Here is a 25,335-nt window from a genome sequence, read left to right as displayed (position 1 = left end):
AGGTGAGTACCGCAATCACGAGACAGAAGCCCACATCCAATAAGCTACTTTCCCTTCTGTTATTCCTCTATGTCTGCAGTGTTCTGCTTTTTCCTGACATTCCGATTCTCTCCAGAGGTTCTCTAGTGGTTGCCGCCATGATGGGAGTTGTTTTGCTGTTTCACTATCTTAGCCTAGGACAATTAGTGGTTTCACGATGGATGGTCTGGCCCTTCCTATTTTTATTCTACGCACTGATCTCAGTCTGGTGGTCACCCGCTCCTGACTCAGCAATGGTGTCGATGTTTAGCTTATACTCGGCAGCATTGGGGGGATTGTTTCTCTGGGTGGCATTGCTTAATGGGGGCAGTTGGAAGTCCGTTGTTGTCGGTTGTTTGATCAGCGGGATCATCATCATGTTGAGTGCTCTCCCCGAGCTTGCTACCGCAGGAGAAAACATGCGTTTGGCTGGTATGCTGGGCAATCCCAACACGTTGGCGATTCATTTGACTACCGCAGCCTTTGTGTTGTTGGCGGCGGAGGAAAAAAAACAGCTTTTTGCTCTCGTCGCTTTGTTTTTTATCTTTTTTGCCACCATTTTTTCCGGAAGCATTAAAATGCTGTTGTTCTGGGGATTATTTCTCATTTATTTAGCGGTTAGACTTCAACTTTGGTCAGCCAGCTCCAATGTTCGCAAAGCGTTATTGATTGCCGTGTATCTTCTACTTTTTATTCTTCCCTTGGTGATTGGCAGTGTGCTTTGGGAGCAGATCCAGGAGTTGACCGTGACCAAACGGTTTATCCATTTACTAGCTGGAGAGAATACGAGCGGAACGACAAGGTTGGCAATGATAGAAGAGGCGTTAGCGGTCTGGGTGGAGCATCCTTATTTTGGCGTTGGAATCGATCAGTTTCGTGTCGTTGGCACATACGGGACGTATTCGCATAATAACTACGCGGAAATGCTAGCAGACTTCGGATTATTCGGAACGTTACTGTTTTATCTAACTAAGCTGCTGCTCTTTCTGCTCTGTGTAATAAGGCTTTTTCGTGACAGTCGCTATTTACTGATTTTTTTAATGATTGTGAATTCCTTGCTTTGGGATGTAGCGCTCGTCAGCTATATGGAGAAAAGTGCCTGGTTGATGACCGCCATTGCTTTTTTTCTATTAGTGAAACAGGCAGGGATCAGAAACGAACGATCTGAAGAAGCTTATGCGCAAGGGGGGTGAAAGAGATGAACTTGCCACTGATCAAGGTGATGTGCATTGTACCGAATTTGTCGGGTGGAGGGGCGGAGCGAGTGGTCGTTACTTTGTTACGCCATTTTGATCGCAGTCGGATCGAACCAATTCTGCTTGCCCTCGATTTGAAGGGGCCATATGTAAAGGATATTCCAACAGATATTCATGTAAATCATCTGCACGTGAAAAGGGTTCGGCATGCCTGGCTCAAAATGATCCGCGAGATAAACCGTATCAACCCAGATGTCATTTTCTCCACGATGGATTACATGAATTTTGCGGTACTAGCGGCAAGAAGATTTTATCGCAAAGGGACCAAACTGATTATTCGAGAAGCGAATACGGCAAGGAGCGCACTAGCCGCTCTACCGCCATTGAAGCGCTGGTTGTTTAAGACGCTCTACCAGTTGCTTTACCCCAAAGCAGATATGATCATTACACAGTCTGTGGGCATGTATGATGATCTCCTAAACTTTTTACCGGCTTTGGCCGAACAGCAGGTCAAACAAATTTACAACCCTCTTGATCTGGGTGCTGTGACTAGACAAGCCTTGATGCTTCCATGTACCTGGAGTAGACCAGGCGGAAAACAAATCGTTGCAGCGGGCCGCCTAACCTATCAAAAAGGATTTGACCTGCTCCTGCACGCATTACGTCAGGTAATAAACCATCGGCAGGACGTTCAATTAACGATTCTCGGAGAGGGGCCACTCCGAAATGAACTAGAGTCTCTCGCAGTGTCGCTTGATCTTGCACAACATGTCACGTTTGCCGGATTTCAAGAGAATCCTCATCGATATATGCTTCACGCCGATCTATTCGTGCTCTCCTCTCGCTGGGAAGGATTCCCGAATATCGTACTGGAAGCATTGGCATGTGGATGTCCGGTCGTAGCAACAGATTGTCCCAGCGGACCGAGGGAAATATTGCAGGATAATCGCTATGGGTATCTGGTTGAATCACAGAACGTTCCCGCATTAGCCGAAGGTATGTGCCGCATGCTGAATGGCGAAATAAAATTCGCCGCGGGGGAAGAAAGAGCAAGTTGCTATGACGCTGGAAGAATTACACAAGAGTATGAGGAAACCTTTCATCAAGTACTGACGAAAGGGAGGAGGAAACTTACATGAGCGGCACATATCTAGCAGTGGGACCGTTGCCACCGCCAATTGGGGGTGACACCGTATCGTTTTCGAGGATGGTGGAGAGCAGGTATTGGCAACAAGCTGGCATTACCCTGGAAGTTCTTGATACGTCCCGTAAGGATCAGGAAAGCAAGTTGGTACGGAGCTTGGATCGCAGTGATCTTAAAAATGCGGTCCGTTTTTTTTTAGCCGCATGGAGAGCCAAGAAAAGAGTGGACGGGATATTGCTTTGGGCTAATAACCGTTTTGCCTATACGATTGGGATCCTATTCATCCTGCTCTACCACTTTTCTGGAAAAAAGGTGATTGTAAAGATTTTCGGTGGAGATTTTGACGAGGAAATGAACCGTTTGCCTGGCTGGTGGAAACTTCTCAATAAACGTGTCTTTGCAAACTGCGATTATGTGCTGCCACAAACTCGACAGCTTTGCCGCTTTTTCATAGAACAAGTGGGGTTACGAAGTGAACAAGTCGTTCACTTTCCTAATTTCTTGCCGTTTGAACCGCTTCCTCCTGCCTCAAGATCATTCAATCATCAACCACATGCCGTCTTTGTCGGACAAATACGCGCGGAGAAGGGAATCTTTGATATTTTTAATGCACTGCAGCATGCTCCTGACTGGGAGTGCACGTTTTACGGACCGATCTTTGCGGAGGAGCGGGAGGAGTTTTTTCGATTGCTGGCACAACATCCGCAGGCGCATTATGGCGGTGTGATTGAGAGAACCGAGATTTTAACAACATTGGCACCGTACGATGTTCTCCTGTTGCCTTCCTATCATCCGGGAGAAGGATACCCGGCCGCGATCCTGGAAGCATTTTTTTCGTCCATTCCGGTAATTTCCACGAAATGGCGGATGATACCCGAGTTAGTTCAGCATGAGATAAACGGTTTTCTGGTCGAGATAAAGTCACCTTTAGAGATTGCAAACTATTTGAGATATTTACAAGTAAACCCCTACAGGCATCAAGCGATGTGCGAAAAAGCGCATGAGACCGCCTTGAATTATCAGGAGGGACGGATTATCGGGGAGATTCTGCTACCACTTGTACAAAATGAGACAAAGTCTCAGCCTATGTCCGTTCAAAACGTGAAGGAGGGATAAACGGATGTGTGGTATCGCAGGTATCGTCAGCCATCATGAGAATTCTCTTTACCCGTTATTATACCGAGCTCAAAAGATTCAAGCGCATCGTGGACCCGATGGACAGGGAATCGGGCAGTATCAGGTGGGAGCTTGGCAGATCGGTCTTGGTCATCAACGTCTGGCCATTCTTGATCTTAGTGAGTCAGGTGCTCAACCGATGATCGCACAGGGAGAAAAAGGCGTCCTTATCTACAACGGAGAGGTGTATAACTACCGAGAAATCCGCGACGAGCTGGTTTCCAAAGGTTATCGATTTCACGGCGATAGTGATACCGAAGTGATTCTCTGCGCGCTTCATCATTGGGGGATAGATGATACACTACCCCGACTAAATGGAATGTGGGCATTCGCTTGGCTCGATCAAGTTCATCAGCAGCTTTATCTAAGCCGTGATCGTTTTGGGGTGAAGCCGCTCTATTATGCCTACGACAAGGGGCAGCTTTTGTTTGCGTCCGAAATCAAGACGATACGGGAGCTAACCGATCAGCATTTTTCGCTCAATCATGCGGCTGTGGGTGCTTATATCCATCAAACGCTGCTCGGCGCTTCGGACGATACATTTTTTCATGAGATTCATAAAGTTGCTCCCAGCCATTATCTTCGCTTTGATCTTGCTTGCGATACTCTTTTACAGCCAAAGCAAAAGTCCTATTGGCAGTTTCCAAGTCCGAACGTATTGGATGAGCCATATGATGAACAGGAACTTTCTTCACAATTACGTGAGCTGTTTATCGATTCGGTCCGTTTGCGGCTTCGCAGCGATGTTCCCGTTGGCGTTCTACTCTCTGGAGGGGTAGATTCATCCGCAATCGCTACTGTTATGAACCAAGTGATAAGCCAACAGGATCACTTACACATGCTTTCCGCGGTCAGTCCAGATCCGAGGTTTGATGAAAGCCCGTTTATTGATCAGATGAGCAGCTTCTTGAACCGCCCTGTACAGAAGGTTGTCCTTGATTTTAACGCGGCACAAGCCTTCGATTACCTGCACCAGGTCACTTGGCATAATGACGAGCCGATTGGCAGTTTCTCCACAGTCGCGCACTATCTCTTGATGGAACAGGCGAAACATCTGGGAATCACTGTGATATTGAGCGGCCAAGGGGCAGATGAACTTCTCTGCGGCTACCGCAAATATCTAGGCTTCTATCTGCAGGAGCTATGGCGCAAACGGATGTACAAAGAGGCTCATCATCTGCTCTACGCATTTTGGAAACAAGGAACAGTTTTGCATCAATTCAACTACTCGGAGGCGAAACGGTACCTTCCCGCCTTTTTACGAGCAAAAGAGCACGATATCAGCGGAGAAGCGTTGCACTCGTATCAGCCGATGAATGTCGGTCTTTCGTCTGGAATGAGTCTGCTTGAGCGACAACAGTTGGATATTACCCGTTATTCTGTTCCTGTCTTGACACATTACGAGGATCGAATGTCTATGGCTTTCTCGCGCGAGGTTCGACTGCCGTTTCTTGATTATCGTCTGGTAGAAAAGCTTCTTCCGCTCTCTCCTTCTTATAAGCTGAAAAACGGCTGGACCAAGTATATCTTTCGGCAAGCGATGCAGCCGTTGCTTCCCGCCCAGATTGTATGGCGCAAGGATAAGCAAGGCTTCGTCAATCCACAGAGCGAGTGGTTGAAAGGGGAGCTGCGCTCTGAGGTGCTTCGCTACTTCGAGAAGGAAAGTTTGATTTTTCAACATCATCTGATCGATCGAGGACAGCTGCAAAGAAAATATGATCAATATTGCGCACAACCAGTAGGGAAGGGAACGATTTGGTTCAAGGATATATTTGCGCCGCTCGCTTTGGAGGTTTGGCTGCGCCAATTTTATTCGTGAAAAAGTAGCTAGTTCTGAATACTCCCGTTTGAGAATAAAGTACCAGTAGCGAATTCCTTGATAGAGGTAGAGGTGGGTAAGGGGAGTTGAATGATGAAAATTCTGTATATCCATCAATACTTTACGACACGAGAAGGTACATTGGGTACACGCTCCTATGAGTTTGCCAAACATCTGGTACGTAGCGGTCATGAAGTCACGATTATTACCGGAGATGCCTATTTGCCAAAAATCGAAGGGGAGAGCGAAGGATTACTCTTTCGGAAGGCGCACTTAGATGGAATTCGTATTGTGGCTGTGAAGGTCGCTTACTCTAATTACATGGGCTTCGTCCGTCGCGTGCTTGCTTTTTTCCTCTTTATCTTCTTTGCCACCTGGTTGGCTCTATTTGGTAAACGAGTTGATCTGATCCTCGCAACATCCACGCCACTAACCGTTGCCATACCCGCTCTGATTGTCAAAAAGTTGAGACGCATTCCCTTTGTCTTCGAGATCCGTGATCTTTGGCCAGAAGCGCCAATCCAGATTGGGGCGATTCGTCATCCCTTTCTGATCCGTCTGCTACGCTTGTTGGAGAAAAAGACCTATCTGGAAGCGACACATCTCGTTGCGCTCTCGCCCGGGATGGCCGAGGGCATACGTGCCACAGGGATTCCTGAGAACAAGATTACGATGATTCCCAATTGTGCGGATCTTGACCTGTTCGATGAGCAAACTCTTTCAGCCGAACGTTTGGAACAACTTCAAGAAAAGTATGGACTAGCGGGGAAGCTTGTTCTATTACATGGTGGCGCACTCGGTCCAGCAAACGGCTTGACAGCTGTTATCGAGGCCGCGATTCAATTGCATCAACAGGGAGAGGAGCGAGTCGTCTTTCTTTTAGCGGGAGAAGGAAAAATGCGGCCTGAGCTGGAGAAAATGATTCGCGCACATGGAGTAACAAACGTATTTTTTACCGGACCAATCCCACGAAAAGAGATGCCTTACTTTTTGGCTTCTAGCGATATAACGATTACCTCCTTTTTACCGTTGCCGATACTCGCAACCAACTCTCCTAACAAATTTTTCGACTCGTTAGCCGCAGCTAAGCCGATCATCGTCAATTCCAACGGTTGGACCAAAGAGATCGTCGAGACTCATGGGATCGGGTTTTATGTTGACCCTCAAGAACCGACAGAACTTGCCCAATTATTACAAAGTTTGATCCATGAACAATCGAAGTTGCAACAGATGGGACTGCGCGCGCGCAAGCTGGCGGAAGAACAGTATGAGAGGGGTAAATTGGCCAGGCAGATGGAAAACGTGTTGCTTGGCGCTATTGGGCACACCCGGCCCATTCATGAGGAAGGGAGGGTCTATGCAAAATGAAAGTACGTAAGGCGATTATTCCTGCGGCCGGACTTGGCACACGCTTTCTGCCGGCAACCAAGGCACAACCCAAAGAGATGCTGCCCATCGTAGATAAACCCACCATTCAATACATTATTGAAGAAGCTGTCTCTTCTGGAATCGAGGATATTATTATCGTCACGGGAAGAGGGAAACGGGCTATCGAGGATCACTTCGATAAATCCTATGAGCTTGAGTCTACACTCTCGGCGAAACAACGCTTTGCCGAGTTGGAGCAGATTGAACGGATCACCAATCTGGTAGAAATCCATTATATCCGGCAAAAGGAGGCATTTGGACTCGGGCATGCGGTCTGGTGCGCCCGTAAGTTTATTGGTAATGAACCCTTTGCCGTCTTGTTAGGCGATGACATCGTCGTGGCTGAGCAACCGTGCTTAGGTTCGATGATCAAGGCATTCAACCGCTTCAACTCCTCCATCATCGGCGTCCAGGAAGTATCGGAGGAAGAGGTGGAGCGATACGGAATTGTTCATACCGATCAGTTGCTTGGGGAGTCCATCTATCATGTGCGCGACTTGATTGAAAAGCCTAAGAAAAGTGAAGCGCCTTCACGCTTGGCCATTATGGGAAGATATATTATTCGGCCAGAAATATTCTCCATCCTTGAGACACTGGAGCCAGGAGCAGGGGGAGAAATTCAACTAACCGATGCCTTGCGCATCCTCTCAAGACAACAGGCGGTTATGGCTTATCAGTTTGCCGGAAAGCGATATGATGTCGGGAATAAAATGGGCTTTTTAGAAGCGACGATTGATTTTGCCCTGGCTCGGGAAGATCTGCGAGAAAAGGTTCTTACCCTTTTGGCCGACCGTTTGGAAGAACATGCGAAGCCCGCCAGTCCAGTGTCATGAAGCGATTCTTTGATGTAACGATTTCCCTTGTACTCGTGATCCTGTTGTGCCCTCTGATTCTGCTTCTTATCGTCTTGATTCGCTTTAAGCTTGGTACTCCGGTTTTCTTTACCCAATGGCGACCAGGTTTAAAGGGAAAACCATTTCTCATTTACAAATTTCGCACAATGACCGATGGACGGGACGAGCAAGGAGTTTGGTTACCCGATGAGCAAAGAATCACTCCATTCGGACGATTCCTGCGAAGATTTAGTTTAGATGAGCTGCCACAGCTTCTGAATGTGATCAAAGGAGAACTAAGCCTGGTAGGACCACGCCCATTGATGATGGAGTATCTGCCGCTTTATACCCCTGAGCAAGCGCGACGCCATGATGTGAAGCCGGGAATAACCGGATGGGCGCAGATACATGGACGCAATGCGCTGACATGGGAGGAAAAATTTGAGCTTGATGTCTGGTATGTGGATCATCGCAGCTTTCTGATCGATTTGCGAATCTTGTGGCTTACCTTCACCAAGGTTTTTAACCGCAAGGAGACAAAAGAACAAGCAGATTTGTTCGTCGCCGATTTTACGGGCACACCAGTTCGATCAACCGCCACTGAGGGACATCAAGAATTCTCCGACACCATCATGAACCAAAAAACCAAAATACGGTGAAAACCATAGGTGGGCTAAACGCCGGGAAAGGAGAAATGAGTTGAGATGAACCAACGAATTTTTCTATCTCCGCCCCATTTAAGCGGGGAAGAACAAGCATTTGTGGACGAGGCATTTAGTTCCAACTGGATCGCTCCGCTTGGACCGCATGTAGATGCGTTTGAACAGGAGATGGCCGAACGCCTTGGTTGTAAGGGCGCATTAGCGGTTTCGTCTGGAACAGCAGCGATACATCTCGCTCTGCGGTTGGTTGGAGTGGGAGCAGGTGATATCGTTTTTTGCTCGACACTCACCTTTATCGCCAGTGTGAATCCAGTGTTGTATCTTGGGGCTACCCCTGTCTTTCTCGATTCGGAGCCAACCAGTTGGAACCTGTCTCCCGTGGCACTCAAAAGGGCATTGGAAGAGGCCGCCAGTAAGGGCTGTTTACCCAAAGCGGTGATCGTGGTTCATCTTTATGGACAATCCGGGCGTATGGAGGAGATCGGCAGAATTTGTGATACTTATGGTGTTCCGATCATCGAGGATGCTGCTGAATCTTTGGGTGCGACATATCTCGGACGCTCAAGCGGCACGTTTGGTCGTTTTGGCATTTTCTCTTTTAACGGCAATAAAATCATCACGACATCGGGCGGGGGAATGCTCGTTTCAGATGATCTAGAATCCTTGGAAAAGGCCCGCTTCTGGGCAACCCAAGCCAGAGATGCCGCACCGTATTATCAGCATAGCGAAATAGGCTATAATTACAGGCTTAGTAATCTGTTAGCGGCTGTAGGCAGAGGACAATTACGGGTGCTTGATCAACGGATTCGCGCCAGACGACAGGTTTTTGCCCGTTACGTGGAGGAATTGGCCGATCTACCGGGGATCTCCTTTATGCCAGAAATTGCCGAGGGAATGTCGACACGCTGGCTTAGTGTCATGACCTTGGAGAAAAGTCACTGCAATGTTACCCCCGAGCAGGTGGTTCACGCGCTGGCAGAAGGCAACATTGAAGCGCGACATGTTTGGAAGCCGATGCACCGTCAACCGCTATTTGCCGACTGTGGTTTTTATCCGCATGACCCCGAGGAAGAAACAAGTGTCGCAGATCGATTGTTTGGCGAGGGTGTATGTCTTCCATCTGGCTCCAATCTGAGGGTAGATGATCAAGCCCGTGTACTGAAGCATTTGAAAAGCTGTTATTTTCGCAGTTCGGGGGAGAATCGCCATGTATCCCTATGAAAAACTTCAAGAGTGGTACCAGCTGCAAGAATCAGCCTTTTATCTGTTTATGCCCGATAAATTGCTAACAAATTATCAACGGATGTCTGAAGCGTTTGCCACTTACTATCCTAAAGTGGTCATCGCCTATTCCTATAAAACCAATTATCTGCCGTTTCTCTGCCAAACATTGCATCGCGCCGGGGCATACGCAGAAGTGGTCTCCCGGCTAGAGTATGATTTAGCGATCAAGCTTGGTGTTGACCCGAGCGAGATCATTTTTAACGGACCACTTAAACGGGAGCAGGATCTCATCTATGCGCTCGAGCAAGAGAGCATGATCAATCTCGATTCCTTCACTGAACTACAAACCGTCCTGGATTATGCGGATGCGAACCAGTCCCGGACAATCCGCATCGGTCTTCGCGTCAATATCGATCTCGCAAAGAACTCCACGAGTCCTCTTCAAAACGGGTATGAAGTTAGCCGATTCGGCTTCTGTGTGGAAAACGGCAATTTTCTTGCAGCCCTGGAGCAGCTATCGAAACAGTCTAATATTAAAGTCGTTGGTCTACATGGACATTTTTCAACGAATCGCAGTTTGAAGGTGTATGAGACCATTACCAGAGAGCTATGTCGCCTTGCCAATGTTTATCTTCAGGACACCTTGCTTTATCTGGATGTCGGTGGGGGCATGTACGGATCATTGCCCGAGACGTTTCCTCAACAAGAGGTGCCGACATATGAGGAGTATGCTGAAGTGATTGGTTCAATCATGCAGCAAGAGCTCGGCACATGGCCGAATCAACCACTATTAATCATTGAGCCAGGAATCTCGTTGGTCGCGGATACTCTTTCCTTCGTCTGTCAGGTGGTAGATATCAAGGAGAACAGAGGAAGCACTTTTGTCACCGTAGATGGAAGTGTACACAATATTAAGCCTACGATGCATCCTCACCCTCTACCTGTAAAGGTCATTGGAAAAGATGAACGAACCCGCGAGGCTATCTATCACGTCGTTGGTTACACCTGTATGGAGAAAGATTACTTGCTTTGCGCTCACCGTGGTCCGTTGCCGCAAATTGGGGATTTTCTTATGTTTAGCCACGTTGGTGCCTATACCATCGTCTTTCAACCACCCTTTATCAAAGAGCGACCGCCAATCTTGGCGCTGCAACAAGACGAGGTTTTTACCATCAGAAAAAGAGAGACGCTCTCGGAATTCTTCCCGGAGAGCCTATATGTATTTGATGATAGGGTGAAATCGATGGAGGTAAACCGCTGATGAATATACTTTTCACGAGTGCCGGTCGTAGAGTAAAACTGATTCACTTTTTACAAGAGACATTAGCTGGTAATGGACGTGTAGTCGCCGTTGATTGTGATCAGAATGCGCCTGCTTTGTATGCCGCCGATGATCACCTGCTGGTTCCACCCATTGATGATCCCGACTACTTAGATAAACTACTCGAAATATGCAGTCGCTTTGAAGTTGGCGCGGTTCTCTCCTTGATTGATCCCGAACTCTCCCTCCTATCGCGGCACCGTGAACGATTTGCGGACACTGGAATCCACCTGGTAGTCTCTGCTCCTGATGTGATTGATATCTGTCTGGATAAACAAGCAACTTACACATTTTTAACCGCACACGGTCTGCCTGCGGTACCAACACGCGCAAGCCTGGAGGAGACGAGAGAAGCACTTGAGAAAGAGGAGTTTTCTTTTCCCTTGCTTCTGAAACCACGCAAGGGTAGCGCCAGCCAAGGCATCATGATTGTGAAAACCTATCAGGCGTTGGAAGAGGCGATGCGTCCCGAACATGATCTGGTGGCGCAGCCGTTTCTTGAGATGGAGGAATACGGAGTAGATGCCTATGTGGATCTTATCACACAAAAGCCAATCTCCATATTTACGAAAAAAAAGCTGCGGATGCGAGCAGGAGAGACGGATCGTTCTCTAGCGATTAAGGACCTGCAATTCACAAGTCTGATTGAACAATTGTTACATGTATTAAAGCCAGTAGGTCCCATCGATATTGACTGTTTTAAAGTGGGGGACAACTATCTTATTTCCGAAATCAATCCACGTTTTGGCGGAGGCTATCCCCATGCCTATCTTTGCGGACAAAATTTCTTCCGCTTCCTTCTAAACAATCTGCAAGGGCAGTCTAATGACCCAGAGCTAGGCCGGTATCAAGCCGGTAGTACAATGCTTAAATTTGATGAGGTCAGGATCGTTTAGGCGAAAATGGAGGAATATCAATGAATGATAGACATCGATTGATTGCCACCGTTTTGCTTGATGCTATGTTGTTAAGCGCTGCCGTCTTGCTCGGTTATGCAATTCGCTTTGAAGGCGAGATCCCCAAACCGTTTTGGACCACGATTCCTGACACGATCTTGTTATTTGGTGGATGTACGATTCTCAGTTTCTTAATGTCCAAAGTGTATCGCTTTTCTTGGCGCTTCGCTGGAATCCGTGAGATATCGCTGATCATCCGTGCCAGTATAGTGGGGCTGATACTCACTTGGGGAATCTACCATGTACTACGTCTGGCAGGTCTAGAGACAATTATTCCGAACTCGATCTTTATTCTTTCGTGGCTGATCGCCTCGATGGGCTTAGGTACGTCACGGCTCGCATGGAGACTGCTGCACTATAGCACGGTTTCTTTCCAGCCACATCATAAGCGGGCCTTAATCGTTGGAGCAGGATCAGCAGGAAAAATGTTGGTCGATGAACTGATCCACACCGACGAAACCGATATCTATCCAGTCGCGTTTCTCGATGATGACACCAAAAAACAAAATTTGCATGTCATGGGCGTTCCCATCATTGGTACACGAAACGATCTCATCCATATCATAGCATCACATCAAATTGATCTGATCATTATCGCGATTCCTTCACTGGATAAACTGGAATTAGCAAACCTTATCGAGCAATGCAAAAGCGCACGACTGCAGGTTAAGTTGCTGCCACGATTGCGTGATCTGATCGAAGGAAAGATGACGATCGGCCAGATACGTGATGTTCAGGTAGAGGATCTCCTCGGCAGAGAACCGGCTGAAGTAAATATCCAGGAGATTTCCGCTTATCTCACGGACAAAGTCGTGTTAGTAACAGGTGCAGGCGGCTCGATTGGATCGGAACTATGTCGTCAGATATCCCGTCTTCAGCCTAGAATGATGCTACTCCTCGGACACGGTGAAAACAGCATCTATGCGATCGAAAACGAATTGCGTCGGAATTATCCCACTCTATCGATTGAGCCGATTATCGCGGATATACAGGATCGCGTAAGAATCGAATCCGTTTTTGCGAAATACCGCCCTGACATTGTATTTCATGCGGCTGCGCATAAACATGTGCCGTTAATGGAATGGAATCCAGTTGAAGCGGTTAAGAATAACATTTTTGGGACCAAAAATGTCGCGGAATGCGCCCACAAATATCATGCCGATCGCTTTGTCGCCATCTCAACAGATAAAGCCGTCAATCCAACCAGTGTGATGGGCGCTACCAAACGAATGACGGAATTATTGATCCAGAGCCTGGATAAAGAGAGTATGACCAAATTTGTTGCGGTTCGTTTTGGAAATGTATTAGGAAGTCGGGGCAGCGTGATTCCACTCTTTAAAGATCAGATCAAGCGGGGAGGGCCTGTTACCGTAACCCACCCAGACATGGTCCGCTTTTTTATGACGATCTCAGAGGCGGTTCAACTCGTTATTCAGGCGGGAGCATTTGCTAGAGGAGGAGAGATCTTCATCCTTGATATGGGAAAACCAGTCAGAATTGCTGATCTTGCACATGATCTAATTCGTTTGTCTGGCTTGGAGCCTCATATCGATATTGAAATCGTTTATTCGGGGATACGTCCGGGAGAAAAGCTGTATGAAGAAATCCTAACCAATGAGGAAGGGGCAACGGCTTCCAAACATAACCGAATCTTTATCGGCAAACCAAGTGACTTTTCCTATGAAGAACTTGCCTATGTACTGCGCAGACTGGAATCGATTATGCAACGAAATGATACACCACAGCTGCATGAAGAGATCTGTTCGCTTTTGCACCATATTGTTCCCACCTATCAAAGGACAGTAGAGAGAGAATTTATCAAATCGTAAACCCTAGTCCACACGCATTCTCCGGCGTAATCATAGAATGGTGATCGAAAGAGTCATCAATAAGAGAAGTGAGGGAGAAAAAGCGTGGCTTTCAAACTGGACGCAAATGAACGAGTCAATGTAATGGAATACGGGGCAAAAGGTAACGGAACGACCGATGATACCGCTGCAATTAAAGCTGCTCTCGCAGTATTACAGAGTGGGGTCGCTTCCGTACTTGTGTTTCCTAAAGGAACCTACAAGATCTCAGGACCACTGGAGATTAACAAGGCAAGTAACATCTATGTAGAGGGAAACGGTTCGGTAATTAAAGGGGGGCGACACGATTTATTTCGGGTACAAGATTCAAGTTATATCGAGATCAATCGCCTTACCTTTGATCCAGCCGCCGTACCAGGGACAGCACGTTTTTTAAGAGGAATCAAATTGTCGTATGTCTCACTATGTCAATGCCAGATCACCAATGGAGCCCTTGCCTATTTCTATTCAGCCTATGATGGAGACCCGATTGACTATAACGACAAGACATTTTGGAACCAGTTCCTGAAACTGGATCGCTGTAAGGCTACAGGAGAATATCGGGTGGATAATTTGGTCATGTGCCAAAAAACGAATAACATCGTGATTACGCAATGCTTGTTTGAAAAGGCAACAGGGGATGGTGTTAAATTCAACGGAGGGGACAGTGAAAATCTTAACCTAAGTTATAACGAGTTTCGCTATTTAAATGGTGATGGGATTGATATGTTTGGATCGGGTCGCTTTTTGCATATCCACGACAACTACTTTCATCATGTTCGCGGTTTTCCAGCCAATCTGAAGCTGTCAGGCGATGTGAATAATCAGGGCGCCACAAGCTATAAAGCATGGTTTGTGCGAAATCGCGTAGAGCAAAACGCGCTCGGACTAGGACTCGCAAACGGTAAAAATATTCTCATCCAAAGCAACACGTTTCGTAATAATGGCGTTGACCCCGTTGATGGAACGATGTATTCTCACTTGATCAATGTCGAGGAATCAGCAGAAGACATCCGGATGATCGACAACGATTTTTTTGATAATCATACAAAGCAAGCCATAGTGACACTTGGACAAACCGGAACCGGAGTTACCCTGCATACGTTGATCCGTGATAATCGATTTCGAAATAATTCAGCTCCCTATTTGCTCTACATTGGAAAAAGCGATTCGACTGCCAACCGTCTGATTGATATCGTCAATAATCTGTTTGATGGTTTTGTTGACAGGGCAATTGCCGTACAAATCACCAAAGGGAATGTGACCATTCGCAACAATCAGTTCGTCAATGGGTTAGATGCGATCCGACTGATGACTATAGGAAGCGGGGTTCGAGTCTTTGTGCGGGAGAATATCGCCCAAGTAACGGGAAGCCCATTGGTTAACGATACTTCGGTAAATCCAACGGAACAATTTAATTCTTGGAATCCTTAAAACTGAAAACCTTCGGCAGAGCACCTTTTTCGGTGTCCAAACTGCTTGAAGGTTTTTTTGATTCAACAAAGTACCGTTTACGAGATAGTTTCCTTTCTGATATGTTATTGCACAATGGTGTTTGAGGTGACAAAGTAACACCTGTGCGTGTGTCGGAATAGGCTGAAGCATAGGCATTTATCCCATATCGCTTATGACTGTAGCTTTCACGGAACTTGTAATTATTCTGGATCTACAGGATAAGCACAAAAGGAGTGTTTCACTTTGACCGGAAAATCCTCTCATTACTTTGCTCACGGGAACACCGCTAGAGGAGCCCATTTTTTGTATCATTCCGCCTTTCAAGGGCTCAATCGAATATTTGTTCTTTCAGGTCCTCCGGGGACTGGCAAGTCGACAGTTATTAGGCAATTGGCTGATACCTTGTTGGAAGAAGGCCACAACGTACAATGCTTCCATTCACCCCTTCGTTCCGACGAGCTTGAGGGGTTGATTGCAACAGAATTGAACGTGGGCGTCGTTGACGAAGAGGCCTGTGACGACATCCCAATCGACGATATTTGTGAGATCCATACCTACAATTTCGGGGAAGCACTCGATAATAGCCGAATTACGCAAGAGAATCTGACAACAATTGAAGAACTCAAAGCAACTCTCGATGAGACCTATTCGAAGGCGTATGAAACCTTTGCCCAAGCCTTGCAGATTCATGATGATTGGGAAAGATTTTATATCAAGAGTATGGATTTTGTGAAGGCCAATCAAGTTGCACAAGACCTGGCTCAGGAATTATTCGATGGACGTGGAGACGCCATTCCGACAACCGGCCGCCACTTGTTTTTTGGAGCCGCCACCCCGAATGGCGCCTACGATTTTATTCAAAGCCTGACCGCTCAGTTGCAACGAAGGATTTTCATTAAAGGAAGACCAGGTTCCGGTAAATCAACTCTGCTAAAAAAGCTGACCGCCGCCGCCGAAACAAGTGGAGTGGAAGTACAAGTGTACCATTGCGGGTTTGATCCGAATAGTCTTGATATGCTGATCTTCCCAACGCTCAGCACAGCCATTTTTGATAGCACCGCTCCTCATGAATACTTTCCAGATCGAGAGGGGGATGAGGTATTGGATATGTATGAGCTCACCATGACCCCCGGAACCGATGAAGAGTATGCAACAGAGCTGTCCGACATTAAAGAACGCTATTCCGCAAAAATGAAAGAGGCTACTTCCTATCTGGCTGAAGCCGAAGCCATCGATTCACAACTGAAGGCTTTTTATACGGAGGCAACGGATTTTTCAATCGTTGAACAGCTCCGACTTCAGTTGCAAACGGAATTTAAAGAACTGCTCAGCCGCAAGAATTCAATGATATAAGAGTACTAAACAATAATTTTTCAATTGAATAGCATGCCCAGTTCTTAAAACAAACAAGAAGCACAAGAATCTAATTTGCAAAATAGCCCACAAAACAACCTCCTGCAGATTGAACAGGAGGTTGTTTTTGCGCATTTTAATAGTAGTTACCTTCTACATAGGGAATTCAGCCTGCTTATTTTGTACAACTTCTTGATATAAAGGCTCCAAATGTTGCTGAACGCTTTGCAGTTCGCTTTGTCCGCTTGTTGTAATTTGGAATTGGGTGCCATTAGCAGTGACATACCCTTCCATTGCTAAATGACTCAATTCCTGTTGGATTTCCTGTGAATTGACGTGGTAGCCATGGCTGTTAATTTCGGATTGCATTTCTTCTGGGGTAATGGGTTTATGATTCGCGTGATATAACAGATGAATTCGAATAAATGGTTTTTCAAAGCCAGTATGCATGGGTAAAAATCCCCTTTCATAGGTTTTTTCACCCTTATCGTTGTTAATTCAAACTGAAATTATTCTTTTTATTTCTACTTTCCTTGCCCAAGTTTTTTAAATCCCAGATAGGAATAGATCAAGGGTAAGACTACTGAAATACCAATCGTAATGAGGAACAGATAAGAGAATGAAGCTCCACTGAAAAAGCTGCCGAAAATCATAACAATCCCGCAAATTACCCACACAGGTCCCGCCATACGATGCGTTTTTCTCCAGACTTCTTCGCTGGCGAGCGTCCACGGCGTCCGAATTCCTAGCATGTAATTATGACGAATACGGCCCAAATAATTGCCCATCACAATCCACAATCCACCCAAAGATAGAAACGTGCCAGTCCTTATCGAAACGCCGTAACCCAGGTTTTCGAGCAACACCATAACGAAGATACCGCTTAAGAAAATGACGATCACAAAACGAAGCAAGGTATACACATCCAAGAATTTTTCATAATTGGCACGCTTTGGGTCAAGTTTGGGAGCCACTTTTAACAGGAGGACTAGAAAGACATTCAAAAGCGTCATAAAAATAAAGAAAGTAGGCTTGCTCATAAAACCGTTAGCGTTTCCGTTCATGTCAAAGTGGGAAGACATTTGTTCGGGCAGTTGGTTATACATCGCTGCTCCAATTACTACCGGAACAAGCGCGATGATTATGATCAGGGTGTCTTTCCAGCTCCATGATTTGGTGCTTTTGTTCATGTTTCTTCCTCTCCTTTTTTAATAATTTCCATAAACCAGCCCATAACTTCTTGAACCACAGTCGTGTTCAATGAGTACAAAATATTTTGTCCTTGACGTTCGTCTAAGATCAGCTTCGCCGTTTTCAGCACGTTAAGGTGGTGGGAGATACTAGGCTTGGTCATTTGAAAATGCTCGGCTATTTCACCGGCTGTTCGATCCTTCTCGCGGAGCAGCTTGATGATGGCTCTTCTAGTCGGATCCGATAACGCTTTAAATGATTCATTCATGGAAAGTTCACCTCATCCCTTAAACAATTAGAAAATTATCTAAATGTCTAATTGAAGTATATGTTTTTTTCTTTTTCCTGTCAAATGGCATGAATCTAAAAACACGAGTTTTATTTTACCCGCTTCGTTCATATTGAGTTCATAAAGGTGATTTATTGTTGCCATAGAAAAATTATCCAACACAATAATGAAATGGTGAGGAGTTGTTAACATGAGAAAATGGCTCAAGTTTGATAAATGGGTAATTGCGGCACTTCTTTATGTAGCGGTCGTAATCGGTGGTTTTCAAGTGTATGACCAATATTTCGCTGATAAAACACAGATTGCATCCGCGATGAAACACGAAGGGAATCAAGCTCCGGGTCATTCTGAAGGAAGCCATGAGGAGAGCGGGCATGATCACCAAAATGCTTCTGGACATGAAGGGACTAGTGAGGTCACCACGTTTGTTCAATCGAATGGAAATGAAATCAAGATTTTCTTAAAAGATAAAACAGGAAATCCAGTGAATGATTTAGTAGTTAACCACGAAAAGCTGCTTCATTTTATTATTGTAGATGACCATTTGAATAAATTTTATCACGTACATCCCGAACAAATCGGCCAAGGAGAATTTCGAGTACAAAGCAACCTTCCTGAAGGATTTTACAAAGCATTTATTGATATCAAACCGAAGAATTTAGCTTATCATGTGGTTCCCGTGCCGTTTGTCGTTGGCAACCCAAGCGGTTTAACGGATAGCCACCACGATAAGCTTAAGCCTGACAATCAGCTTTTTCAGACTATAGACGGCGAAACCGTAAAGCTTAAACTAAGTTCTACGCAAGCGAATCAACCGATAACGTTAATGTTCGATTTGGATAAAACCAAGCTGTCACCTTATTTGGGAGCGATGGGGCATGTGGTCATTCTGGATGAAAATGCTCAAACATTCCTTCATGTTCATCCAGCGAATGATCAGGAAACCATTTTCGAAACCGAGTTCAAACAGGCAGGAATTTATAAAATATGGGCTGAATTCAAACAAGATGGAAAAGTAAGGGCGTTTCCGTTTGTAGTGGAAATCGAGGGAGGGAAGTAAATTTGCCAAAGGTACTTGTGGTTGATGATGAGCCACACATCCGGGAGTTAGTTACCTTGTATTTAAAAGATGAAGGCTTTGAAATCGTTGAAAAATCGAACGGAGCGGACGCCTTGGACTACGTGGAGAATCATCCTGTTGATATGGTGATTCTGGATATTATGATGCCTCAAATGGATGGTTGGGTGTTATGCGAGAAACTCCGGGAATTTGCCGAGATGCCTATTTTGATGATGACCGCGAAAGGAGAGGCGCGGGACCGAATTCATGGATTTAAGCTGGGGACCGATGATTATATCGTCAAGCCATTCGATCCGGTGGAAATGGTTCTTCGAGTGAAGGCGCTACTCAAACGATATCGAATATCTACTTCGAATATCATAAAAATCGGATGCATTACGCTAGATCGTTCACGTTATCTTGTAATCTACGAGAATGGAGATTCCGTCACGATCCCGATGAAAGAGTTCGAATTGTTATATAAATTCGGCAGCTACACGGGACAATTGTTTACTCGGGACACGTTGATCGAGCAAATCTGGGGCATCGATTATGAAGGGGATGAACGGACGGTAGATGTACACATCAAGCGCCTGCGTGAAAGATTTGCCCCATACGAGTCAGAATTCCGAATTGTGACCATTCGCGGTCTAGGTTATCGATTAGAGGTGAACTAAGATTAAGTCGTTATATACTCGTGTGGTGATCATCTTTGTCAGTATTGTAATGCTGAGCCTCGTTGTGGCGTTTTTTGTGAGTTCCTGGATGTATCAAGATCGGGATCAAATTATGATAGAAGAAATGCTTACCACAACTGGCAACCAAATGATCAAAACCTATCAATCCACACCCTCGGCTGAACTGATTCCTTTTATGCAAAATTTATCGGGAATTTCGCTAACCACGCTCCAGCTTTACAATCGGGATGGTAAGCCACTTCTTGATGATAAAGATTGGCCCATACAGGTCAAATCAGATGAGGTTAATCTTGTCATCACAGGTGAAAAGGTTGCTCGTATCGTCAAAGCAGACCATACCTTATACAATATGGATCGGATTCCATTCGTGGGACTTCCATTCAAGGTGGCTGGTCAGCCTTATGCCTTGTTCATAACGATAAAGAGCGATGGAGCAGAACGTGAAACGATGAATTCCATTCATTTGCTTTATGTGCTGATTCTCTTTATTGGAAGCTTTCTCATTCTGATTGCTGCGCGTTACATTGTGAAACCGATTCACCAGTTGACGGAAGCGACCAGAAGGATGGCCAAAGGACAATTCAATGTCGAGCTTCCGACGAAACGAAAAGACGAGATCGGGATTTTAAGTGTGAGCTTTAACCAAATGGTCAAGGAGCTTGGCAGGCTGGATCAAATGCGAAGGGATTTCGTGTCCAACGTATCACATGAGATTGGGACCCCTTTAACTTCTATTACCGGATTTACCAAGGCGTTAAAACAGAAGCAAATGAACGAGGAGAGTCGACAACGTTATTTAACCATTATTGAAGAAGAAAGCGAACGATTATCCCGATTAAGTCAAAATTTGCTGCAATTATCCCATTTACAACATGAAAATAGTACGTTAAACATCAAAATGTACCGGCTAGACGAGCAACTACGTAGAATTGTGATTGCCTTAGAGCCTCACTGGGGCGCGAAAGAAATTGAAATTGATCTCCATCTCAAACCTTTAACTGTTCAAGGCGATGAGGATCAGCTCAGCCAGGTATGGATCAACTTATTAAGCAATAGCATCAAATTTACGCCCGTGGGTGGTAAGATTCGGATTGAAGCGATAATGAAAGACAATCAAATCATCGTTTTCTTTGCGGATAACGGGATTGGCATTCCGGAAGAAGAGAGGGTCGACATTTTTAAACCGTTTCATAAGGTTGACAAAGCTCGCAATTCTTCTGTAAAAGGAAATGGCCTTGGGTTATCCATTGTCAAACAAATCATCGACATGCACCATGGTGATATTCAGGCTACAGGAGAGCCGGGAAATGGTGCGAAGTTCGAGGTTTCACTTCCACAGTGATTCTGATAAAGTTACTCGATTGATGCCGCCAATGAGCGGCTTTTTTATTTGGTTGCTCAGTTCATATTGAGTTCAAATTGATGGTTTATTGTGTTGCTAAAGGAAAATAACCCCATGAGCAGGAGGAGAAATGGTTATACCATACCCCTGTATTGTAATTTACATTCCAAGGAGGAAATAAGATGAAAAAGCTATTGCTTCGTATTGTTGTTTATGTATTAAGCTTCGTTGTGTTTGTTGGAGGAATCGGTTTTTTGGGACTTCTTGATTCAAGAAAAGATTTTTACGAGGCACTGCGTCAAGAGCCCGTTCCTTCTCTGCCGGTAGTGAACGTACCCCTCTATAATCCGAATAAACCTACAGTAGCGGTTGTTTTGGGAGATTCTTCGACCACAACGGAGGATTTTGATTTTCTCATTCCCTATACGTTGTTCTCGATGACAGATGCTTATAATGTATACGCCGTTGCACCCGACAAAAACGTGAAGTCTTTATCAGGCGGTCTCGATGTGATCCCGCATTATACCTATCAAGAATTGGATCAGTTAGTCGGCAAAAGCCTTGATATTATCGTGATTCCGTTCATGCCGATCAATCATGAAGAAAGTTATCAGCCCACAAGAAAATGGATTCAACAGCATGCTAACAGTCAAACGACCTTCTTAAGTATTTGTGGCGGGTCAGGTAACCTCGCCGATGCTGGTCTTTTAAAAGGGAAATCCGCTACCTCTCACTGGCAGGCGATCCCTTTTCTGAGCGGTCAATATACGGATACTCGCTGGGTAGATGACGTACGATATGTTCAACAAGGGAATACATTGACGACAGCCGGTCAAACAGCAGGGATTGATGGTGTGCTTCACTTGATTTCTCAGAAGCTGGGAGAGAACGTTGCCGCAAAAATATCCGAGGAAATCAGTTATCCAACTTATCAGCTCGTCTCTCATCCAAAGGTAGATCCATTTAAGATGGACATCCAATTTTCAACCTATTTCCTGAATAGCGCGTTCCACTGGACCAAGAATCAAATGGGTGTTCTTCTATATAAAGACATGGATGAACTCGCTTTATCTTCTATTTTTGATTCTTACGGAGATACAGGAACGTCTCGGGTCATGACCATTGCAAGCACAAGCGCACCTCTTTCTACCAAACATCATCTCAATCTATTAGCTCGACACACAATTGCGAACGCGCCAAAACTGGATAAAATGATCATCCCCGGCGGCAATGCCAAGTCACTAGCTCAGGCAGATATCAAGCTTTGGAACGAAAAAGGTCACGCAGACCAGACGCTGCTCATTCATAGCAATGCTCCAAACCGGTATGTTTTTGAAGCGCCATTGGAGGATTTGTCCAAACAAGATGACGTTTTAACTGCCAAGCACGGGGTGAAACGTTTAGAATACCGCGCCCATAATATAACATTAGAAGGCAAGGCACTTCCGCTTGAGACGTATAGTCACTTATTACTAGTCGTTACTTTATCCTTATTGATCGCCTCGATGATCGATAGAAGGTTCATTATGAAAAAAGCAATCTTGAAATCTACCAAAAAACCAATTCATGTAGTTGGGTTTAACGAATAAAGCGTACGATCAACAGGTCAATGATGGTGAATCCCGCCAGATTGATCTGTTTTTTCTTTGTGTTCAGATTACTTCTCCTTCACTTTCCCGGTAGCATATAAAAAACAATGGATGAATACAATTGTGTATACAAATGTACAGATGAAAAAGTTGAGGTTTTTCCTACATCATGCAATAAAAATCCTCACAATCTGTTTTTATTTCTAAAAGGAGTAATCATTGTGCACATCGATTGTATACATGTAATGAACTAGGGGAGTTGTTTATGAGAAAAACTGAAACCAATTCGATGGAAGACTTCGTTTATCACCAAATCAAATTAGCGATATTAAATCGAAAAATCCCGTTAAAGACACAGTTGGGCGAAGAACAATTAGCTGAGGCGTTTCAAGTTAGTCGGACACCCATCCGTTCGGCTTTGAAAAGGTTGCAATACGAGAAAATGGTACAGATTCTCCCGAACAAAGGGGCGGTTATTAATCAACCAACCCCTAAAGAAATTGAAGAAGTGTTTCACTTGCGAACCATCTTGGAAGTAGAATCCGTGAAACTGGCCTGCCGTAAAGCAACCGAAGAACAATTAAAGCAATTGGAAGCGCTTACCTTACTGGAAGAAGAGTTGTATAAGAATGGTGAATACGGAAGAGCAATTGAAGTGACATCGGAGTTTCATCAGGGGTTAATCCGATTAAGCGGAAATGAACTGATCGAGAATTATAGCCAAGAGTTGATAAATATCACCAATATTCACTTGGCCTACCATGACAGCGCGGAAAAGGAAAGTCCGCTTTGTCCGAGCGAACATCGGAGCATTATCAAAGCGATTCGCCAAAAAGACGAGGAAGAAGCGGTACGTAAATTTCTTGATCATTTCACGACCGTCCGAAAACATCTTGAATCGAACAAAGAGATGAAAGCTATTGATTTTACAGAAGTTTTTAAGCCTTTTTCCAAGAAAACGAAGGGAAAAGAGTCATAATCCATTCTCAATTCACCTGAAAGGGGGTGGTACCGGGTTGAAGATTCGTTTTCATTCGGTTTTACCAAAAGAGGGAGATGAAGAAGATGAAAAGACTTGAAATTATGATTCGCGGTCAAATGTTGGAGAGTGTCGGAAGTTCGTATGAGGCCGTGATCGACCCGGCAACGGAAGAAGTAATTGCGGAAGTTCCGGTTTGTACCGCACAAGATGTGAATCAAGCGGTTGAAGCGGCCGAAGATGCCTTCCAAAGCTGGAAAAAGACGACGCCTGCAGAGCGCAGCCGTGTATTGCTCAATTTGGCGGATTTAATTGAGAGCAACAAAGATGAGTTCGCAAGGTTAGAGTCCCAAAACGTTGGCAAACCGCTCGCGTATGCGATCAGTGATGTGGATCTGGTTGTAGATAACCTACGTTTTTTTGCCGGCGCTGCCAGAACCTTGCAAGGACTGAACGCTGGAGAATACGTGGAGAATCATACAAGCGTCATTCGTCGCGAACCGATCGGAGTTGTCGGCGCCATCACGCCTTGGAATTATCCCTTGATGATGGCTGGATGGAAAATCGGCCCCGCGTTGGCGGCTGGCAATACCATTGTGTTGAAACCGTCGGAACTAACTCCCTTAACCACGTTGTTGCTTGCAGAGCTGAGTAGGGATGTCTTGCCGCCAGGTGTACTGAATGTTGTGACTGGACATGGAACGACAGTTGGCTCCGCTATGGCCGTTCATCCCAAAATCCGGATGATATCCCTGACTGGCAGCGTGCGGGCAGGAATCTCCGTTGCTTCACAGGCGGCCAGTACTTTAAAGAGAGTCCACCTCGAGTTGGGCGGAAAAGCGCCTGTTGTGGTTTTTGATGATGCTGATCTGACAGAGGTGGTAAAAGGAATCAGTGTTGCGGGATTCTACAATAGCGGCCAAGACTGTACGGCTGCAACGCGAATCTATGTGGCAGACGCCATTTATGAAGACTTGGTGCAAGAATTGATTCCGGCGATTGAGAAAATCAAGGTAGGCGATCCCTTGCAGGAAGGAACAGAAATGGGGCCACTTATCTCCGAACAGCATCGTAGGAGAGTGCATGATTTTGTGAATCGCGCCAGAAACAATACGCAAGCCGAGGTACTTACAGGAGGTACTGTACCAGAAGGAGCCGGATTTTACTATCAGCCTACCGTAATTGCGGGAGCGGCACAATCGGACGAAATCATTCAGCAGGAAGTGTTTGGACCTGTCATTACGATCAATCGGTTTACTCAGGACGATGAGGCGATCCGATTGGCCAATGATTGCCCGTACGCGTTGGCCGCATCCGTATGGACTCGCGACGTAGACAGAGCGATGAAAGCGACAAAAGAACTGCAATACGGTGCGGTCTGGACCAATACACATCTCACCGTTGCAAGTGAAATGCCGCATGGAGGCTTCAAATTATCGGGTTATGGAAAAGACCAATCCATGTATGCGGTTGAGGAGTATACGCAGATCAAGCATGCGATGATTAAATTCAAGTAAATAATCTGCCTTTCCTAGTCTGAAAATTCAGTTTTATACAAGAGAGGTGAGTATGCAATGGATCAAGAGTTTATCGATGAGCTGAATACTAGAATATCCATCCTAAACAATCCGGAATTTGACGATCCCTCAACCAAAGGGCTCGGTATGATCGATTATGTTGGCGTTGCTCTACTGATTGTCCTTTCTCTTTTGATATTTGCGTGGGGATGGTATTAAATAATCGTTTGGAAAGTAG

At 45.5% G+C, this 25,335-nt stretch carries 23 protein-coding genes; 20 read left to right on the top strand and 3 right to left on the bottom strand.

Annotated elements, in window-relative coordinates; translation table 11 throughout:
• Positions 1-2: 2 nt before the first annotated feature.
• The 13 genes from ACQCN2_RS05730 to ACQCN2_RS05670 all read left to right on the top strand — a co-directional run bounded on the left by ACQCN2_RS05730 (position 3) and on the right by ACQCN2_RS05670 (position 16,432).
• The gene (locus ACQCN2_RS05730) at positions 3-1,211 is read left to right on the top strand and encodes an O-antigen ligase family protein (RefSeq protein ID WP_426927933.1); all 1,209 of its coding nucleotides are present in this window, start codon (positions 3-5) and stop codon (positions 1,209-1,211) included.
• Between the two features lie 5 nt (positions 1,212-1,216).
• Positions 1,217-2,353: a glycosyltransferase gene (locus tag ACQCN2_RS05725; protein WP_426927932.1), complete on the top strand. Its 1,137-nt coding sequence runs from the start codon at positions 1,217-1,219 to the stop codon at positions 2,351-2,353.
• The gene (locus ACQCN2_RS05720) at positions 2,350-3,474 is read left to right on the top strand and encodes a glycosyltransferase (RefSeq protein ID WP_426927931.1); all 1,125 of its coding nucleotides are present in this window, start codon (positions 2,350-2,352) and stop codon (positions 3,472-3,474) included. Before ACQCN2_RS05725 ends, ACQCN2_RS05720 begins: the two co-directional genes overlap by 4 nt.
• Before the next feature lie 4 nt (positions 3,475-3,478).
• Entirely contained in the window at positions 3,479-5,353 is a 1,875-nt protein-coding gene (gene asnB, locus ACQCN2_RS05715) for an asparagine synthase (glutamine-hydrolyzing) (RefSeq protein WP_426927930.1), read from the top strand.
• A 90-nt stretch (positions 5,354-5,443) separates the two neighbouring features.
• A complete protein-coding gene (locus ACQCN2_RS05710) occupies positions 5,444-6,721 on the top strand; it encodes a glycosyltransferase family 4 protein (RefSeq protein ID WP_426927929.1) in 1,278 nt (425 codons plus the stop codon).
• Positions 6,718-7,614, top strand: a complete 897-nt coding sequence (gene galU / locus ACQCN2_RS05705) for a UTP--glucose-1-phosphate uridylyltransferase GalU (protein WP_426927928.1) — start codon at positions 6,718-6,720, stop codon at positions 7,612-7,614. Before ACQCN2_RS05710 ends, galU begins: the two co-directional genes overlap by 4 nt.
• A complete protein-coding gene (locus tag ACQCN2_RS05700) occupies positions 7,611-8,273 on the top strand; it encodes a sugar transferase (protein ID WP_426927927.1) in 663 nt (220 codons plus the stop codon). The genes galU and ACQCN2_RS05700 overlap by 4 nt, the downstream gene beginning before the upstream one ends.
• Before the next feature lie 45 nt (positions 8,274-8,318).
• Positions 8,319-9,497 carry a DegT/DnrJ/EryC1/StrS family aminotransferase gene (locus ACQCN2_RS05695; RefSeq protein WP_426927926.1) on the top strand — a complete coding sequence of 393 codons (1,179 nt, stop codon included), beginning with the start codon at positions 8,319-8,321 and terminating at the stop codon, positions 9,495-9,497.
• Positions 9,484-10,761 carry a type III PLP-dependent enzyme domain-containing protein gene (locus ACQCN2_RS05690; RefSeq protein ID WP_426927925.1) on the top strand — a complete coding sequence of 426 codons (1,278 nt, stop codon included), beginning with the start codon at positions 9,484-9,486 and terminating at the stop codon, positions 10,759-10,761. The genes ACQCN2_RS05695 and ACQCN2_RS05690 overlap by 14 nt, the downstream gene beginning before the upstream one ends.
• On the top strand, positions 10,761-11,717 hold the full coding sequence (locus ACQCN2_RS05685; protein WP_426927924.1) for an ATP-grasp domain-containing protein: 957 nt from the start codon (positions 10,761-10,763) through the stop codon (positions 11,715-11,717). Before ACQCN2_RS05690 ends, ACQCN2_RS05685 begins: the two co-directional genes overlap by 1 nt.
• Before the next feature lie 20 nt (positions 11,718-11,737).
• On the top strand, positions 11,738-13,606 hold the full coding sequence (locus tag ACQCN2_RS05680) for a polysaccharide biosynthesis protein (protein ID WP_426927923.1): 1,869 nt from the start codon (positions 11,738-11,740) through the stop codon (positions 13,604-13,606).
• Positions 13,607-13,690: 84 nt separating this feature from the next.
• Positions 13,691-15,058 carry a right-handed parallel beta-helix repeat-containing protein gene (locus ACQCN2_RS05675; RefSeq protein ID WP_426927922.1) on the top strand — a complete coding sequence of 456 codons (1,368 nt, stop codon included), beginning with the start codon at positions 13,691-13,693 and terminating at the stop codon, positions 15,056-15,058.
• A 264-nt stretch (positions 15,059-15,322) separates the two neighbouring features.
• On the top strand, positions 15,323-16,432 hold the full coding sequence (locus ACQCN2_RS05670) for a PRK06851 family protein (RefSeq protein WP_426927921.1): 1,110 nt from the start codon (positions 15,323-15,325) through the stop codon (positions 16,430-16,432).
• Positions 16,433-16,585: 153 nt separating this feature from the next.
• Here ACQCN2_RS05670 and ACQCN2_RS05665 read toward each other — a convergent pair whose 3' ends face one another.
• The 3 genes from ACQCN2_RS05665 to ACQCN2_RS05655 form a co-directional block, all read right to left on the bottom strand.
• On the bottom strand, positions 16,586-16,882 hold the full coding sequence (locus ACQCN2_RS05665) for a hypothetical protein (protein ID WP_426927920.1): 297 nt from the start codon (positions 16,880-16,882) through the stop codon (positions 16,586-16,588).
• Between the two features lie 74 nt (positions 16,883-16,956).
• The gene (locus ACQCN2_RS05660) at positions 16,957-17,622 is read right to left on the bottom strand and encodes an SdpI family protein (protein WP_426927919.1); all 666 of its coding nucleotides are present in this window, start codon (positions 17,620-17,622) and stop codon (positions 16,957-16,959) included.
• Complete coding sequence (locus ACQCN2_RS05655) at positions 17,619-17,891, bottom strand: autorepressor SdpR family transcription factor (protein WP_426927918.1); 273 nt, start codon at positions 17,889-17,891, stop codon at positions 17,619-17,621. Before ACQCN2_RS05655 ends, ACQCN2_RS05660 begins: the two co-directional genes overlap by 4 nt.
• Before the next feature lie 211 nt (positions 17,892-18,102).
• Here ACQCN2_RS05655 and ACQCN2_RS05650 point away from each other — a divergent pair, with 211 nt between their 5' ends.
• From ACQCN2_RS05650 to ACQCN2_RS05620, 7 genes are all read left to right on the top strand, one after another.
• Complete coding sequence (locus ACQCN2_RS05650) at positions 18,103-18,972, top strand: hypothetical protein (RefSeq protein ID WP_426927917.1); 870 nt, start codon at positions 18,103-18,105, stop codon at positions 18,970-18,972.
• 2 nt (positions 18,973-18,974) lie between these two features.
• Complete coding sequence (locus ACQCN2_RS05645; protein ID WP_426927916.1) at positions 18,975-19,649, top strand: response regulator transcription factor; 675 nt, start codon at positions 18,975-18,977, stop codon at positions 19,647-19,649.
• Positions 19,650-19,737: 88 nt separating this feature from the next.
• Positions 19,738-21,012, top strand: coding sequence for a sensor histidine kinase (locus tag ACQCN2_RS05640; protein ID WP_426927915.1), 1,275 nt, complete (start codon positions 19,738-19,740; stop codon positions 21,010-21,012).
• Between the two features lie 182 nt (positions 21,013-21,194).
• Positions 21,195-22,601: a DJ-1/PfpI family protein gene (locus ACQCN2_RS05635; RefSeq protein ID WP_426927914.1), complete on the top strand. Its 1,407-nt coding sequence runs from the start codon at positions 21,195-21,197 to the stop codon at positions 22,599-22,601.
• A 265-nt stretch (positions 22,602-22,866) separates the two neighbouring features.
• Positions 22,867-23,580, top strand: a complete 714-nt coding sequence (locus tag ACQCN2_RS05630) for a GntR family transcriptional regulator (protein ID WP_426927913.1) — start codon at positions 22,867-22,869, stop codon at positions 23,578-23,580.
• An 86-nt stretch (positions 23,581-23,666) separates the two neighbouring features.
• Positions 23,667-25,097 (top strand): gamma-aminobutyraldehyde dehydrogenase, encoded by a 1,431-nt coding sequence (locus ACQCN2_RS05625; RefSeq protein ID WP_426927912.1) that lies wholly within the window; start codon positions 23,667-23,669, stop codon positions 25,095-25,097.
• Between the two features lie 57 nt (positions 25,098-25,154).
• Complete coding sequence (locus ACQCN2_RS05620; RefSeq protein WP_426927911.1) at positions 25,155-25,316, top strand: hypothetical protein; 162 nt, start codon at positions 25,155-25,157, stop codon at positions 25,314-25,316.
• Positions 25,317-25,335: the final 19 nt, after the last annotated feature.

Source organism: Brevibacillus ginsengisoli (assembly GCF_050113715.1).
GTDB classification, from domain to species: Bacteria; Bacillota; Bacilli; order Brevibacillales; family Brevibacillaceae; genus Brevibacillus_H; species Brevibacillus_H ginsengisoli.
Note: the sequence above shows the minus strand (reverse complement) of the source record. Positions and strands in the feature narration are given on the sequence as shown.